This is a genomic window from Cryobacterium sp. TMT2-18-2 (assembly GCF_004402245.1).
Lineage (GTDB): Bacteria > Actinomycetota > Actinomycetes > Actinomycetales > Microbacteriaceae > Cryobacterium > Cryobacterium sandaracinum.
In genome coordinates this window covers 1-15,641 of record NZ_SOFU01000006.1, presented here as the reverse complement: position 1 = coordinate 15,641, position 15,641 = coordinate 1, and the positions used below count along the sequence as shown (strand labels likewise).

Annotated in this window: 14 protein-coding genes; 13 read left to right on the top strand and 1 reads right to left on the bottom strand. The window is 64.4% G+C overall.

Annotated features, from left to right (window positions below; translation table 11 throughout):
- Positions 1-5: 5 nt before the first annotated feature.
- The 12 genes from E3O22_RS01440 to nrdF all read left to right on the top strand — a co-directional run bounded on the left by E3O22_RS01440 (position 6) and on the right by nrdF (position 13,799).
- Positions 6-1,370, top strand: coding sequence for a cystathionine beta-synthase (locus E3O22_RS01440; protein WP_134394877.1), 1,365 nt, complete (start codon positions 6-8; stop codon positions 1,368-1,370).
- A gap of 23 nt (positions 1,371-1,393) precedes the next feature.
- On the top strand, positions 1,394-2,548 hold the full coding sequence (locus E3O22_RS01435; RefSeq protein ID WP_134394878.1) for a cystathionine gamma-synthase: 1,155 nt from the start codon (positions 1,394-1,396) through the stop codon (positions 2,546-2,548).
- A 275-nt stretch (positions 2,549-2,823) separates the two neighbouring features.
- Positions 2,824-3,840 carry a LacI family DNA-binding transcriptional regulator gene (locus E3O22_RS01430; protein WP_134394879.1) on the top strand — a complete coding sequence of 339 codons (1,017 nt, stop codon included), beginning with the start codon at positions 2,824-2,826 and terminating at the stop codon, positions 3,838-3,840.
- Between the two features lie 277 nt (positions 3,841-4,117).
- Positions 4,118-4,327, top strand: coding sequence for a hypothetical protein (locus E3O22_RS15760; protein WP_134394880.1), 210 nt, complete (start codon positions 4,118-4,120; stop codon positions 4,325-4,327).
- A complete protein-coding gene (gene mmsA, locus E3O22_RS01425) occupies positions 4,317-5,867 on the top strand; it encodes a multiple monosaccharide ABC transporter ATP-binding protein (RefSeq protein WP_134394881.1) in 1,551 nt (516 codons plus the stop codon). Before E3O22_RS15760 ends, mmsA begins: the two co-directional genes overlap by 11 nt.
- Positions 5,864-7,198, top strand: a complete 1,335-nt coding sequence (gene mmsB / locus E3O22_RS01420) for a multiple monosaccharide ABC transporter permease (RefSeq protein ID WP_134394882.1) — start codon at positions 5,864-5,866, stop codon at positions 7,196-7,198. The genes mmsA and mmsB overlap by 4 nt, the downstream gene beginning before the upstream one ends.
- 48 nt (positions 7,199-7,246) lie before the next feature.
- A complete protein-coding gene (locus E3O22_RS01415; protein WP_134394883.1) occupies positions 7,247-8,338 on the top strand; it encodes a sugar-binding protein in 1,092 nt (363 codons plus the stop codon).
- A 194-nt stretch (positions 8,339-8,532) separates the two neighbouring features.
- Complete coding sequence (locus E3O22_RS01410; protein WP_134394884.1) at positions 8,533-9,504, top strand: type IV toxin-antitoxin system AbiEi family antitoxin domain-containing protein; 972 nt, start codon at positions 8,533-8,535, stop codon at positions 9,502-9,504.
- A gap of 393 nt (positions 9,505-9,897) precedes the next feature.
- On the top strand, positions 9,898-10,131 hold the full coding sequence (nrdH, locus tag E3O22_RS01405) for a glutaredoxin-like protein NrdH (protein ID WP_104099275.1): 234 nt from the start codon (positions 9,898-9,900) through the stop codon (positions 10,129-10,131).
- 86 nt (positions 10,132-10,217) lie between these two features.
- Positions 10,218-10,622: a class Ib ribonucleoside-diphosphate reductase assembly flavoprotein NrdI gene (gene nrdI / locus E3O22_RS01400; protein ID WP_134394885.1), complete on the top strand. Its 405-nt coding sequence runs from the start codon at positions 10,218-10,220 to the stop codon at positions 10,620-10,622.
- Positions 10,623-10,627: 5 nt separating this feature from the next.
- Positions 10,628-12,760: a class 1b ribonucleoside-diphosphate reductase subunit alpha gene (gene nrdE, locus E3O22_RS01395; protein ID WP_134394930.1), complete on the top strand. Its 2,133-nt coding sequence runs from the start codon at positions 10,628-10,630 to the stop codon at positions 12,758-12,760.
- A gap of 64 nt (positions 12,761-12,824) precedes the next feature.
- On the top strand, positions 12,825-13,799 hold the full coding sequence (gene nrdF / locus E3O22_RS01390) for a class 1b ribonucleoside-diphosphate reductase subunit beta (RefSeq protein WP_134394886.1): 975 nt from the start codon (positions 12,825-12,827) through the stop codon (positions 13,797-13,799).
- Positions 13,800-13,910: 111 nt separating this feature from the next.
- Here the strand turns inward: nrdF and E3O22_RS01385 are convergent, their stop codons facing one another.
- On the bottom strand, positions 13,911-14,348 hold the full coding sequence (locus E3O22_RS01385; RefSeq protein WP_134394887.1) for a DUF1801 domain-containing protein: 438 nt from the start codon (positions 14,346-14,348) through the stop codon (positions 13,911-13,913).
- A 198-nt stretch (positions 14,349-14,546) separates the two neighbouring features.
- Between E3O22_RS01385 and E3O22_RS01380 the strand changes: the two genes are divergently transcribed.
- Positions 14,547-15,641: hypothetical protein (locus E3O22_RS01380; RefSeq protein ID WP_198410551.1), on the top strand; the 1,095-nt coding region annotated here is incomplete at its 3' end.

The window sequence follows — 15,641 nt, the reverse complement described above, 5'->3', positions numbered from 1 at the left end:
TCTCGATGAAAATTGCCGACACCGTTCTCGACCTCATCGGTGACACCCCCCTGGTCAGGCTGCACAAGGTGACGGCTGACATCAGCGCCACCGTGCTGGTCAAGCTGGAGTACCTGAACCCGGGCGGCTCAGCGAAGGACCGCATCGCGGTGCGCATCATCGATGCCGCCGAGCGGGACGGCCTCCTGCTCCCCGGCGGCACCATCGTCGAGCCAACCTCGGGCAACACGGGCGTCGGCCTCGCTCTCGTTGCCCAGCAACGCGGCTACAAGTGCGTGTTCGTGCTGCCGGACAAGGTGGGCGAGGACAAGCGCAACGTGCTCACGGCCTACGGCGCGGAGATTGTGGTGACCCCGACATCCGTCGCCCCCGACCACCCGGACTCCTATTACAGCGTGTCCGACCGGCTGGCCCGGGAGATCCCGGGGGCTTTCAAGCCCAACCAGTACTTCAACCCGAACGGCCCGCTCAGCCACTACGAGACGACCGGGCCCGAGATCTGGCGGGACACCGACGGCACGGTCACCCACTTCGTCGCGGGCGTCGGCACCGGCGGCACCATCACGGGTACCGGACGGTACCTGCGCGAGGTCTCGGGAGAGAGCGTGCGCATCATCGGCGCCGATCCGGAGGGCTCGGTGTACTCCGGCGGCACCGGCCGGCCGTATCTGGTCGAGGGCGTGGGCGAGGACTTCTGGCCGGGCGCCTACGACCCGGAGGTCGTGCACGAGGTGATCGCCGTCTCCGACGCCGACTCCTTCGCGATGACCCGCCGGCTCGCCCTCGAAGAGGGCATTCTGGTCGGCGGTTCGAGCGGCATGGCCGTCGTCGCCGCCCTGCGCGCGGCGAGAACCCTCGGCGCCGACGACACCATCGTCGTGCTGCTGCCCGACGGCGGGCGTGGCTACCTGGGCAAGATCTTCAATGACGGCTGGATGCGCAGCTACGGTTTCAGCAACGCGCCCGCCGGGCACACGGTCGGTGACCTGCTCTCGTCCAAGACCGGCGCCCTGCCGCCGTTCGTCTACGTGCACCCCAGCGCCACGGTGCACGACGCCATCGGAGTCATGACCGAGGCCAGCGTCTCCCAGGTGCTGGTGCTCACCGAAAAGCCCCCGGTGGTGATGGGTGAGGTCGTCGGTGCGATCGACGAACGCCGGCTGATGGAACTCGTCTTCTCCGGCGAAGCGAAACTGGCGGACCGCGTCGGCGAGTTCGTCGGCGGCTCCCTCCCGCTGATCGGGGTGAACGAGCCCGTCGTGGCCGCGCGCGCCGCCTTCGCCGGCCACGATGCGCTGCTCGTCACCGACGGTGGCAAACCTCTCGGCGTCATCACCCGCCACGACCTGCTCACCTACCTGAGCGCCTGAACAGCATGACTAAGGACGAATCAATGGCTCGCACACGAAACTTCGACACCCTCGCCATCCACGCCGGGCAGGAATTCGACCCGACGACCGGCGCCGTGATCCCTCCCATCTACCAGACGTCCACGTATGTGCAGGAGAGCATCGGTCACCTGCGCGGCGGCTACGAGTACAGCCGCGGTGGCAACCCGACCCGCACCGTGCTTGAGACCCTGCTGGCCGCGTTGGAGGGCGGAAAGCACGGCCTCTCCTTCGCCAGCGGGCTCGCCGCGGAGGACACCATCCTGCGCGCGCTGCTCGCACCGGGCGACCACATCGTGCTCGGCAACGACGTCTATGGCGGCACGCACCGGCTGATCAACCGGGTGCACGGTGCCTGGGGCATCCTCAACTCCACCGTGGAGATGAGCGACCTCGCCGCCGTCGAACAGGCCATCATTCCGGGCGAGACGAAGATCCTCTGGGTGGAGACGCCCAGCAACCCGCTGATGAAGGTCTGCGACATCGCCGCTCTGGCCCGGATCGGCCACCGTTTCGGCGTGACCGTGATCGTGGACAACACGTTCGCCTCGCCCGCGCTGCAGCAGCCGTTGGCCTTGGGGGCCGACGTCGTCGTGCACTCCACCACGAAGTACCTCGGTGGCCACTCCGACGTGCTCGGCGGCGCCCTGATCATCAACGACGACGAGCTCGCCGAGAAGGCCCAGTTCCTGCAGTTCGCCGCCGGCCCCGTCTCGGCCCCGATGGATGCCTGGCTCACCGTGCGCGGAATCAAGACCCTCTCGGTGCGGATGGACCGCCACTGCAGCAATGCCCAGGCGATCGCCGAGCACCTGCAGGGCCACCCGGCGATCGACCGGGTCTACTACCCCGGCCTGCCGACGCACCCGGGCCACGAGTTGGCGAAAAAGCAGATGAGCGGCTTCGGCGGCATGCTGTCGATCTCCTTCGTGGGCGGCGCGGCCGCGGCGCGTTCCTTCGCCGAGGCCACGCAGCTGTTCCAGTTGGCCGAATCGCTCGGCGGCGTGGAATCGCTGGTCAACTATCCCTCCGAGATGACTCACGCGTCGGTGCGCGGCACCGAACTCGAAGTGGCGGACAACATCATCCGGTTGTCCGTGGGCATCGAAGACGTCGCCGACCTCATCGACGACATCGACCGGGCGCTCGCGGCCGTTTAGGCGGACAGGTCCGTACAGCTGCGGCGGCCCTGGCTGCCGGGGATGATGAGGACCGGTGACCGTCGGCGCGCAAGGCATCGTATTCCGCTGGATGAATCAATCCCGGCCACCATGCCCCCACTGGCATTCGTCGTCGATCCGGTGCGTTTGCCCGGTCACCCGTCGCAGGGGGCGCGGTAGGGGGCCGCAGTGAGGTGCCTCGCGCAGCCTCTTCGGAGTGCATACTTGATCTGCGTTCACAATTGTGACCGTGCACATGCCGACGAGGTCTTCCTGTGACTATCGATCTGCCCAAGGGGCGTGCCCCGAGCATCCGTGATGTGGCGCGCCTCGCGGGGGTCTCGCATCAGACCGTTTCGCGCGTGCTCAACGACCATCCCAGCATCCGTGATTCCACCAAGGCGAAGGTGTTGCAGGTCATGGAAGACCTGCAGTACCGGCCGAACCGGGCGGCCCGCGCGCTGTCGCGCGGGCGTTCGCGCACCATCGGCTTGCTCTCGGCGGAGAGTGCCTACGGGCCGGCCAGCAGCATCGCCGCCATTCAGGACGCTGCCCAGGAAGCCGGCTATTACGTCAACACCGCGAACCTCACATCCGTCGACACGGAGTCGATCGAGGCGGCGCTGGAGCATCTGATGAACCAGTCCGTGGAGGGTATCGTCGTGATCGCGCCGCAGGTGCGGGTTTTCGACGCCCTGGAACAGCTGTCCATCGACGTGCCGTTCGTTACCCTGCAGTCCACCGGCCGCTTCGATAATTCCCTGTCCGTCGACCAGATGACCGGTGCCAGACAGGCCACGCGGCACCTGATCGACCTCGGTCATCGGAGTGTCTACCACCTTGCCGGACCCCAGGACTGGATCGAGGCCGAGGCCCGAATGCGTGGTTTTCTCGACGAGATGTGGGAAATGGATGTGCCGACAATGGCGCCGATTCTGGGCGACTGGACCGCCGACTTCGGATACCGTGCCGGACGGGAATTGCTCCGGAGGCGGGACTTCACGGCCATCTTCGCGTCGAATGATCTGATGGCGCTCGGGTTCATGCACGCCTGCCGGGAGGCGGGCCTCGACCTGCCCCGCGACATGAGTATCGTCGGCTACGACGATATTCCCGAAGCGGCACACTTCTGGCCACCGCTCACGACAGTGCGCCAAGACTTCGCCGAACTCGGGCGGCGGTGCATCGCCCTCTTGCTCAGCAACCTCAGCGGCGGCGTGCCGATCGAGCGGAGCGACCCGATCGTTCCCGAGCTCATCGTGCGCGGCTCGACCGCACCGCCTGCGTTCTGAATTCGGAACATGCGCGACTTCGCCGCGATCACCGGTGACTGGTTCGCCTGCCTCCGCATCTTTCCCCGGAGTTCTGTGAGCGCATTCTCGAGCATTTCCCTGTTTCCGCCCAGCGTTACAGAAGCCGTATGCCGCACCGCCGGGACCGTCCGTGAGCCGGCTGGGCTCGGCGGAATGTCCTGACCTCCGACCCCGCTCATCGGAGCAACAGCCTGTTACGCAAGCGTGACAAAACGAAACTTGACACCGGGACTGTCACCGGGTCTATAGTGTCAATGTGATCGGTCACATGGACCCGATTTCCAACATTTTTTTTCAAACGCATGACATTGAGGTCAAGCTTGTGAGCACACTTTTTCACCTGCCCGGCAGCTCCGCTGCCGCCCTGCTGAGCGGGAGCGGGATGAGCCTTCGCGCGTCCATCCCGTTGTCGATAGGGGATACCGGCAGCGGCCCCGGGCGTGAGGAGTCCAACGATGTCCACTGACCACGTAATCCTGGAGATGCGTTCCATCACCAAGGAGTTTCCCGGGGTCAAGGCCCTGTCTGACGTCTCCATCACGGTGAATCACGGCGAGATCCACGCGATCTGCGGTGAGAACGGTGCCGGCAAATCCACCCTGATGAAAGTGCTCTCCGGGGTCTACCCCTCCGGCACATACACGGGCGACATCATCTACCAGGGTCAGAACGTGCACTTCAAGGACATCCGCTCGAGCGAAGAAGCGGGCATCGTCATCATCCACCAGGAGCTGGCGCTCATCCCGGAACTCTCCATCACCGAGAACATCTTCCTCGGCAACGAGCCGACCAAGTGGGGTGCAATCGACTGGATCACCGCCAAGAAGACGGCACTCGAGCTGTTGGCGCGCGTCGGGCTGCGGGACGACCCCGACACCCTGATCAAGAACATCGGCGTCGGCAAGCAGCAGCTGGTCGAGATCGCCAAGGCCCTCAACAAGTCGGTCAAGGTGCTCATCCTCGATGAGCCGACCGCGGCCCTGAACGAGTCGGACTCCATGCATCTGCTGGACCTGATCCGCGGGCTCAAGGGCAAGGGAATCAGCTCGATCATGATCTCCCACAAGCTCAACGAGATCGAACAGGTCGCAGACTCGATCACAATCATCCGCGACGGCAAGACGATCGAAACCCTGAATGTCGTGGCCGACGGAGTCAACGAAGACCGGATCATCCGGGGCATGGTCGGGCGCAGCCTGGAGAGCCGTTTCCCGGACCGCACACCGCACATCGGCGAGGTCTTCTTCGAGGTGCGTGACTGGACCGTGCAGCACCCGCAGGTCGCCGAGCGCATGGTCGTGAAGGGTTCCAGCCTGAACGTACGCAAGGGTGAGATCGTGGGCATTGCCGGCCTGATGGGCGCCGGGCGCACCGAACTGGCGATGAGCATCTTCGGGCGCTCCTACGGCAACTTCCTCTCCGGCCACCTCTACAAGGACGGACAGGAAATCGTCCTGAAAAGCGTGGCCGACGCGATCGATAACGGCCTCGCCTACGTGAGCGAGGACCGCAAGGCACTCGGCCTGAACCTGCTCGACGACATCAAGCGTTCCGTCGTCTCGGCCAAGCTCTCGAAGATCTCGGCCGGGCAGGTCGTGAACGACTCCAAAGAATTCGGAATCGCCGAGGAGTACCGCAAAAGCCTGCGGATCAAGACACCCAGCGTCAATGCGGGCGTCTCCAAACTCTCCGGCGGCAACCAGCAGAAGGTCGTTCTGGCCAAGTGGATGTTCACGGACCCTGACCTGCTGATCCTGGACGAGCCGACCCGTGGCATCGACGTCGGCGCGAAATACGAGATTTACGGCATCATCCAGCAGCTCGCCGAACAGGGCAAGGGAGTCATCCTGATCTCTTCTGAGCTCCCGGAGCTCCTCGGCCTCGCCGACCGGATCTACACGGTCTTCGAGGGAGCGATCACCGACTGCATCCCGGCGGAGTCCGCCGATCCCGAAACCCTGATGAAAAGTATGACCTCCGCACGGAAGAAGGTTCAGAGCATATGAGTGAAGACACGAGTACCCGCAAAGGCGCTCTCGGTGATCTGAAAAGGATCTTCGGCAGCGGCAGCTCGAACCTGCGGCAGTTCGGCATCCTCTTCAGCCTGATCGCCATCATTCTGCTCTTCCAGTACCTGACCGACGGGCTGACGCTGTCGTCCGGCAACCTGATCAACCTGGTCAGCCAGTACTCCTATATCCTCATCCTCGCCATCGGCATGGTCATGGTAATCATCGCCGGCCACATCGACCTGTCGGTCGGATCCGTTGCCGCTTTCGTCGGCATCGTGGTGGCCACCGCGATGCGGGACTGGAACTTCCCGTGGCCGCTGGCAATCCTGCTTGGGCTGTTCGTGGGAATGCTGATCGGCGCCTGGCAAGGTGCGTGGGTTGCCTATGTCGGGGTTCCCGCCTTCATCGTCACCCTGGCCGGCATGCTCATCTTCCGCGGCGGCAACCAGGTCATCGGCAACGCCAACACGGTCCCCGTTCCTGACGGCTTCACGATCATCGGCTCCGGCTACCTTCCCGAGGTCGGCCCGAACACGGGCTACAACAACCTGACCCTGCTGCTGGGGCTCATCATCGTGGTCGCGGTCGTCTACTCCGAATGGCGGGCCCGCCGGGTTCAGAAGATCATGGGTTCGACGCCAGCACCGCTCTGGGTAAGCATCGTGAAAGTCGCCCTTCTCTGTGCCGTCATCGTCTACGCATCCGTCCTCTTCGCCGGTGGCCGTGTCGGCACTAGCTTCCCGGTCTCCGGAATCATCCTCGGCGTGCTCGTTCTCTTCTACGCGTTCGTCACTCGGAACACGATCTTCGGCCGTCACGTCTACGCGGTCGGCGGCAACAAGCTCGCCGCCGAACTCTCGGGGGTCAAGTCCCGTCGCGTGAACTTCCTCGTCATGATGAACATGTCGATCCTCTCGGCCCTGGCCGGCATGATCTTCGTGGCCCGCTCGGTGGCGTCCGGCCCGCAGGACGGCCTCAGCTGGGAGCTCGACGCGATCGCCGCCGTGTTCATCGGTGGCGCGGCCGTGTCCGGCGGAATCGGAACCGTCGTCGGCTCCATCATCGGTGGTCTCGTCATGGCGGTGCTGAACAACGGCCTGCAGCTGCTGGGCGTCGGCTCCGACTGGGTTCAGATCATCAAGGGCATGGTGCTCCTGGTGGCCGTGGGTGTCGACGTGTGGAACAAGAGCCAGGGTCGACCCTCCATCATCGGCCTCTTGACCCGGAAGAAGAAGACTGCCGAATTCCCGGCGGAGCCACCTCTGGTCGTGCCCGACGCGGGCACCCCGGAGAGCGCGCGGCCGCAGGCCACGCGGCCCAACTAGCCCAGATTTCCCCTTCACCAAACCACAACGAACAGAAAGTAATCGACAATGCGAAAGATTCTTGCGACAACTGCGATCGCCGCAGTGGCCTTGATGGCACTCTCAGGTTGCTCCACCCGCACGGACACCGCCGGCGAAGACGGCGCTGCTGCCGGCTTCGCCCAGGATTCGGTCATCGGCATCGCCCTCCCCTCGAAGACCTCTGAGAACTGGGTCCTCGCCGGCGGGCTCTTCGAAGACGGCCTCAAGGAGGCCGGCTACAAGGGCGACGTGCAGTACGCCGGTGCCTCGACCACGGTCAAGGACCAGCAGGACCAGATCTCGGCCATGGTCACCAACGGTGCCAAGGTCATCATCATCGGTGCCGCTGACGGTGGCCAGCTCGCCACCCAGGTGCAGTCGGCCCGCGACGCCGGCGCCATCGTGATCGCCTACGACCGCCTCATCCTGAACACCGAGGCCGTGGACTACTACGTCGCCTACGACAACTTCAATGTCGGCGAGCTCCAGGGCCAGGCGCTCCTGGACGGACTGGCCACGAAGAAGCCGGAAGGCCCGTACAACATCGAGCTGTTCTCCGGTTCCTCGGATGACGCCAACTCCGCCGTCTTCTTCGGCGGCGCGATGAGCGTCCTGCAGCCGAAGATCGACGACGGAACCCTCGTCGTCGCCTCCGACCAGACCGACATCAAGCAGACGGCAACCGCCGGCTGGAAGGCCGAGAACGCTCAGAGCCGCATGGACGCGCTGCTTACCAGCACGTACAGCGACAAGACGCTCGATGGCGTTCTTTCCCCGAATGACACCCTCGCCCGTGCGATCATCACCTCGGTGAAGGCCGCCGGTAAGGACATCCCGATCGTCACCGGGCAGGACTCCGAGGTCGAGTCGGTCAAGTCGATCATGGCCGGCGAGCAGTACTCCACCATCAACAAGGACACCCGCGTGCTCGTTGACAAGGCCATCGAGATGGTCAACGTTCTCCAGAAGGGCGACACCCCCGAGGTCAACGACACCGAGTCCTACGACAACGGCAAGATCGTCGTCCCGGCCTACCTGCTGCCCCCGGTCATCGTGACCAAGGAAAACGCGGCCGAGGCATACGCGAACGACCCGAACCTCGCCCCGCTGACCGAGTAACAACCCGGCAGTACACCTGCATCACAGCATCTCGACACCAGGGCCGGCTCCTCACGGAGCCGGCCCTCTCGTGTGTCCGGTCGGGTGTGGGGGGCCGCCGCGCCGTGTCGTCCCCAGGGGCAGGGACTCCCGGGTTTATCCACGGATGCCCGGGCGCACCTGCCCCGGCCGGCCCGCCGCCCACAGGGTGAGGCATGAGCGAACTCCTGGACCTCGTCAGCGCCCGCCACGACGGGCTCATCGCCTATGCCACGCTCCGGGAGCGCGGCCTCGACTCGCACTCCGTGGATGCCCTGATCCGTCGTGGCGAACTCGTGCGTACGCGCCGCGGCATCTACGTGTCGGGGGAGCTGTGGCGCGCCGCCGATCCCGATCAGTGCTACCGCCTGTTCGTGCTCTCGACGGCCCTGGCCTCGGGCCGGCCGCTCGTGCTGTCGCATGCGTCCGCGGCGGTGATGCACGGGCTGCCGCACATCGGCACCTGGCCCCGCACGGTGCACACGATCGATCCGGATGCCTTCGGTGGCAGCACCGCACGGTTCACGACCAGCCATCGTGGGGCTCCGGCCTCGGAGCCGGCGCTCCTCGGCGGGATCGCGGTGACCTTGCTGCCGCGCACCCTGGTCGACGTCGCGGCGAGCACCAGCTTTCTCGTGGGCGTCACCATGATCGACCATGCGTTGCGGGTCGAGCGGGAGCGGGCCGCGGCCGAGGCGCGGCGGGGCATCCGTGGTCGCCGTGCCCTCACCAGGGAGGACCTGTTCGCAGAGCTTGTGGCGGTGAACCCGCGGGCCGGCGCGCGGCTAGCCGAGCGGGCCATCGCCTTCGGGAACGGGCTGTCGGCCAACGGCGGCGAGTCCCTCAGTCGGGTGCGGATGTTCCAGCTCGGCTTCGAGGTGCCCGAACTGCAGGTCGGTTTTCCCGCCATCGACGGCCACGACTACTGGGTGGACTTCTACTGGCGCCGCATCCGCAAGATCGGGGAGTTCGACGGCAAGCACAAGTGCACGCGCGGCGCGGTGCTCGGCGATCGGGATCCGGGGGAGGTCGTCTGGGAGGAGAAGCGCCGGGAGGATGCGCTACGTCACCACTCCAACAGCTTCGACCGCTGGGATTGGGCGACCGCGCTCTCGCCGCAGCGCTTCCACGGGGTGCGCCCCGGGTGACGTGCCGGCCGCCCGGCCGCCGGCCGCCTCGCCGCCCGGCCGCCCCGAAGGGGGCACGAGCGTCCGCGTCGCGGCGAGCGACACGCCGACAGGGTTTCCACAGGCTTGAGTTCTGCTCCCTGCGCTGCCTGTGGATAACTTTGACGCATTCCGCGTGATTCGGCTCGACTCGCATCCGGGGGGCTGTGCACAACCGGTGGAATGTCGGTGGATAACTACATACTTGTAACTACTGTATGTAGTGGCCATTCCCTTCGAGCATCACTAGATGTAGTATTGAAGTTCAACACACAGCACGTCTTGAACTTCAGATTTCACATGAAAACCGATTTTGAGCACTGATGTTTGAACCGATTTTGAATACTGATCCCTGAACGACGAGAAAGGCCCTCCATGGCAATCACGGTCTACACCAAGCCCTCCTGCGTGCAGTGCACTGCGACGTACCGCGCCCTGGACAACAAGGGCATCGAATACGAAATCCTCGACCTCTCGCTCGACGAGAACGCCCTGGAGGCCGTCAAGGCCCTGGGCTACCTGCAGGCTCCCGTCGTTATCACCGACGAGGACCACTGGTCGGGCTTCCGCCCCGACAAGATCAACGAACTCGCGCAGCGCCTCGCGTAGCGCCGCGGCGCCAGGGGGTGGCGTCGCAACAGACCGTAAAAAAGCGTCGTTTGGCGTGCCGACTTCTCAGCAACAGGAGGTGTTCCATGACCGATATCGTGTATTTCTCCAGCACCTCGGGCAACACGCACCGCTTCATTGAGAAGTTGGGTCGCCCGGCCGCTCGCATCCCGCTCTACGCACGCGATGAGCCGCTCCGGGTCAGCGAACCCTACGTGCTGGTCGTGCCGACGTATGGCGGCGGCGACAGCAAGGGCGCGGTGCCCAAACAGGTCATCACGTTCCTGAACGACGAGCAGAATCGCTCGCTCATCCGCGGCGTCATCGGCGCGGGCAACACGAATTTCGGCACCGGCTACTGCCTCGCCGGGGACATCATCGCCCAGAAGTGCAAGGTGCCCCACATGTTTCGCTTTGAAGTATTTGGAACTCCGGATGATGTGCGCATCGTCCACGACGGATTGGAATCATTTTGGAAGCAACAGCCGTGAAGACTATGGCTCACCCGGCTCCCGGCCTGGCGATGGATTATCACTCCCTCAACGCCATGCTCAACCTGTACGGCCCGAACGGGGAAATCCAGTTCGAGAAGGACCGCGAGGCTGCGCGGGAGTTCTTCCTGCAGCACGTCAACCAGAACACGGTGTTCTTCCACACGTTGCGCGAACGCCTCGACTACCTCGTCGAGAAGGAATACTACGAGCAGGCCGTGCTCGACCAGTACTCGTTCGAGTTCATCACCGACCTCAACAAGCTGGCGTACTCGAAGAAATTCCGCTTCCAGACCTTCCTCGGCGCGTTCAAGTACTACACCTCGTACACGCTGAAGACGTTTGACGGAAAACGGTACCTCGAGCGTTTCGAAGACCGAGTCGTGATGACCGCGCTGGGCCTCGCTCAGGGTGACGAGCAGCTCGCGATCTCCCTCGTTGAGGAGATCATCGCCGGGCGTTTCCAACCGGCCACCCCCACCTTCCTGAACTCCGGCAAGGCGCAGCGCGGCGAGCTCGTCTCCTGCTTTCTGCTCCGTATCGAAGACAACATGGAGTCGATCTCCCGCGGCATCAACTCGTCGCTGCAGCTGTCGAAGCGGGGCGGCGGCGTCGCGTTGCTGCTCAGCAACATCCGTGAGTCCGGTGCACCGATCAAGCAGATCGAGAACCAGTCCAGCGGCATCATCCCCGTGATGAAGCTGCTTGAAGACTCCTTCAGCTACGCCAACCAGCTCGGTGCCCGTCAGGGTGCCGGCGCGGTCTACCTGCACGCGCACCACCCCGACATCATGCGCTTCCTCGACACCAAGCGGGAGAACGCCGACGAGAAGGTGCGCATCAAGACGCTGTCCCTCGGCGTGGTCGTGCCCGACATCACGTTCGAGCTGGCGAAGAAAGACGAGGACATGTACCTGTTCTCGCCCTACGACGTCGAGCGCGTCTACGGGGTGCCGTTCGCCGACATCTCCGTCAGCGAGAAGTACCACGAGATGGTCGACGACCCGCGCATCAAAAAGTCCAAGATGAAGGCCCGTGACTTCTTCCAGACGCTCGCCGAGATCCAGTTCGAGTCCGGCTACCCGTACATCATGTTCGAGGACACCGTCAACGCGGCGAACCCGATCAAGGGTCGCGTCAACATGTCGAACCTCTGCTCGGAGATCCTCCAGGTCAACACCCCGACCACGTACAACGAGGACCTGTCGTACGACCAGATCGGTAAAGACATCTCCTGCAACCTCGGGTCGATGAACATCGCCCTGTCGATGGACTCGCCCGACTTCGGCAAGACCGTGGAGACCGCCATCCGCGGCCTCAGCTCGGTGTCGGAACAGAGCCACATCTCCTCCGTGCGCTCGATCGAAGACGGCAACGACAAGTCGCACGCCATCGGCCTGGGCCAGATGAACCTGCACGGTTATCTCGCCCGGGAGCGCATCTACTACGGCAGTGACGAGGGCATCGACTTCACCAACATCTACTTTTACACGGTGCTGTTCCACGCCCTCCGCGCCTCGAACAAGCTGGCCATCGAGCGCGGCCACGCGTTCGTCGGCTTCGAGGACTCCACCTACGCCTCCGGGACGTTCTTCGACAAGTACACCGACCAGATCTGGGAGCCGGCCACCGCGCGCGGCGCCGAGCTGTTCGCGCAGGCCGACGTGCACATTCCCACGCAGGCCGAGTGGGCCGAGCTCAAGGCATCCGTTGTGGAGCACGGCATCTACAACCAGAACCTGCAGGCCGTGCCGCCGACCGGGTCGATCTCCTACATCAACAACTCGACCGCATCGATCCACCCGATCGCGTCGAAGATCGAGATCCGCAAGGAAGGCAAGCTCGGCCGCGTCTACTACCCGGCGCCGTTCATGACGAACGACAACACCGGGTTCTACCAGGATGCCTACGAGATCGGCTACGAGAAGGTCATCGACACCTACGCCGCCGCCACGCAGCACGTCGACCAGGGCCTGTCGCTGACGCTGTTCTTCAAGGACACCGCCACCACCCGCGACATCAACCGCGCGCAGATCTACGCGTGGAAAAAGGGCATCAAGACCATCTACTACATCCGTCTGCGCCAGATGGCCCTCGAGGGCACCGAGGTCGAGGGTTGTGTTTCCTGCGCTCTCTGAGTGAGTTCGTGCTGAGCCTCTCGACTACTGAACCGCCTGTGCACTGCCGACTAAGGAACAACCAATGATTGACAAGCTCAAGCTCGTCTCCCACGTTGACGCGATCAACTGGAACAAGATCGAAGACGAAAAAGACGTCGAGGTGTGGAACCGCCTCACGAACAACTTCTGGCTGCCGGAGAAGGTGCCGCTGTCCAACGACGTGCAGTCCTGGGCCACGCTCACCCCGGCGGAGCAGCTGCTCACCCTGCGGGTGTTCACCGGGCTGACCCTGCTCGACACGATCCAGGGCACAGTGGGTGCCGTGTCGCTGATTCCGGATGCGATCACGCCCCACGAAGAGGCCGTCTACACGAACATCGCGTTCATGGAGTCCGTGCACGCCAAGAGCTACTCGTCGATCTTCTCGACCCTCGCGTCGACGAAGGAGATCGACGAGGCGTTCCGCTGGTCGACGGAGAACGTCAACCTGCAGCGCAAGGCCGAGATCATCATGAAGTACTACCAGGGCGACGACCCGCTCAAGCGCAAGGTCGCCTCGGTGCTGCTCGAGTCGTTCCTGTTCTACTCGGGCTTCTACCTGCCGATGTACTTCTCCAGCCGCGCCCGCCTCACCAACACGGCCGACCTCATCCGTCTGATCATCCGGGATGAAGCCGTGCACGGTTACTACATCGGCTACAAGTTCCAGAAGGGGCTCGAGGCCGCCTCGCAGGAGCGCCGCGATGAGATCAAGGACTACACCTTCAATCTCATGTTCGAGCTCTACGAGAACGAGATCCAGTACACCCAGGACCTCTACGACGAACACGGGCTGACCGAGGACGTCAAGAAGTTCCTGCACTACAACGCCAACAAGGCGCTGATGAACCTCGGCTACGAGGCCATGTTCCCGAAGACCGTCACCGACGTGAACCCGGCCATCCTGGCCGCGCTCTCGCCGAACGCCGACGAGAACCACGACTTCTTCTCCGGGTCGGGCTCGTCCTACGTCATCGGCAAGGCCGTCAACACGGAAGACGCCGACTGGGACTTCTAGTCCCGGTCGTGTGACCGCACCGCCGACGTCGACAGTTCCGGTCGAGATCGCCCGCTATGCCGGGCGAACTCGACCGGAACTGTCTGTTTCGGCGGGGTGCGGGCCGGGGGCCTACTCCTTGGCCGCCGGCGGCGCGGGGTCGTCGCCCCGGGACCAGGCGATCGCGACCAGCCGGCGCAGAACACCGAGGTCGATGTCGTCGAGCTTCTTCACGTAGACGCACCCCGCCCCCTCCGTGTACGCGCCGAGCCGTGGCAGGAACTCGGCGCCCTCGGGGAGGTCTTTGAGCCCGTAGATCGACAGTTGCGCCTTGCGCGGAGAGAACCCCGTCTTCGGCCAGTCCCCGCGGTTGCGCGGGTTCGCGGGCGACACGTAGCGGTAGCTGCCGTAGCCCACGATTGATGGACCCCACAGGACAGGGTCGGCGCCCGTCACCTCGCGGAAGAGCGCGTCGAGGGCCATGCCGTCCGCGCGGCGGCGGGCGGGCGTCGCGGCCTCCAGGAAGTCCTCGACGGAGGCATCCGTCGGCTGCGTCTTCATTTCGGCCATGGCACCATTATGGTGCGGGCGCCCCTGACCGGGTATATGCGCCGAGGTTCGGACGCGTTTAGGGATTCAAACGCTCCAGGGACCATGCGTTTAGCTGTTTGAACGCACCCGCCGTTCCCGAGGATCCGGCGCAGACATACCTTCGTTGGAGGGATGGCCCACCCGAGGGTCTTCCCGCCGAGCGCAGGGGCAGCCACCATGAAACGAGTATTGAAGCGAACGGGCATCGCAACAACGATCACCGCCATCACGGCGGTGAGCGTCCTGGCCTTCGGTGGGGTTGCCTACGCGGACATCATTCAGGACAGCATCGTGGGTTCGGCCAGTGTCACCCTCGTTGCGGGATCGGAAACGGCCGGAAGCGCCACGATGAGGCTCAACGCCAACGGCAAGAGTGACGGCGACATCGGATGCAACATTGATGCGGGGGAGAGCCCGCTGAAACTCACCGTGGTCGCACCCTCCGGCGTCACGGCCAGCCCCAACCCCGTGGTCATCACGAACTGCACCGACGATTTCCCGGTCAGCTTCACAGCGGGCACCGCTGCCCAGAGCGGTACCGTGACGGTCCTCATCCTGGCGCAGCCGGCCGGCGGCGGAGAATTCAAGAACCAGGTCGGTATCCCCATCATCATCACCCAGCCGGTCCCGACGAACACCGCGCCTTCGGTCTCGGTCAACGGGGTGAGCAACGGGGCCAGCTATGAAATCGGTACCGTGCCGACCGCCACCTGCCTGGTGGTCGACGCCGAAGACGTCAACCCCACGGCCGCCTCCGTGACCACCGGGGCGCTGCTGAATGGACTCGGCACCCAGACCACGACCTGCGACTACACCGACGCCGGCGGGCTCAACGCCCCAACGGCGACGGTGACCTACACGGTCGTCGACACGGTCGACCCGACCATCGGATACACGCTCAACCCGGTAGACCCCGACGGTACCAATGGCTGGTACACGACGGACTCGGGCGTCCTGGTCCACTTCGCGTGTGAAGACGTCGGAGGATCCGGCATCGCCACGTGCCCGGCCGACGTGATCCTGATGGACGGTGCGGACCAGTCGGTGACGGGTACCGCGACCGATAATGCCGGTAATACCGCGTCCGTGACGGTGTCCGGGATCACCGTCGACACCGTCGACCCGACGATTTCGTACACGCTCGACCCGGCCGACGCGAACGCCGACGGCTGGTACACGAGCTTCGTGAAAGTCGACTTCACCTGCACGGATGTCGGCGGGTCCGGCATCGCCGCCTGCCCGGCCGACATCACCCTGACCGACGGTGTGAAC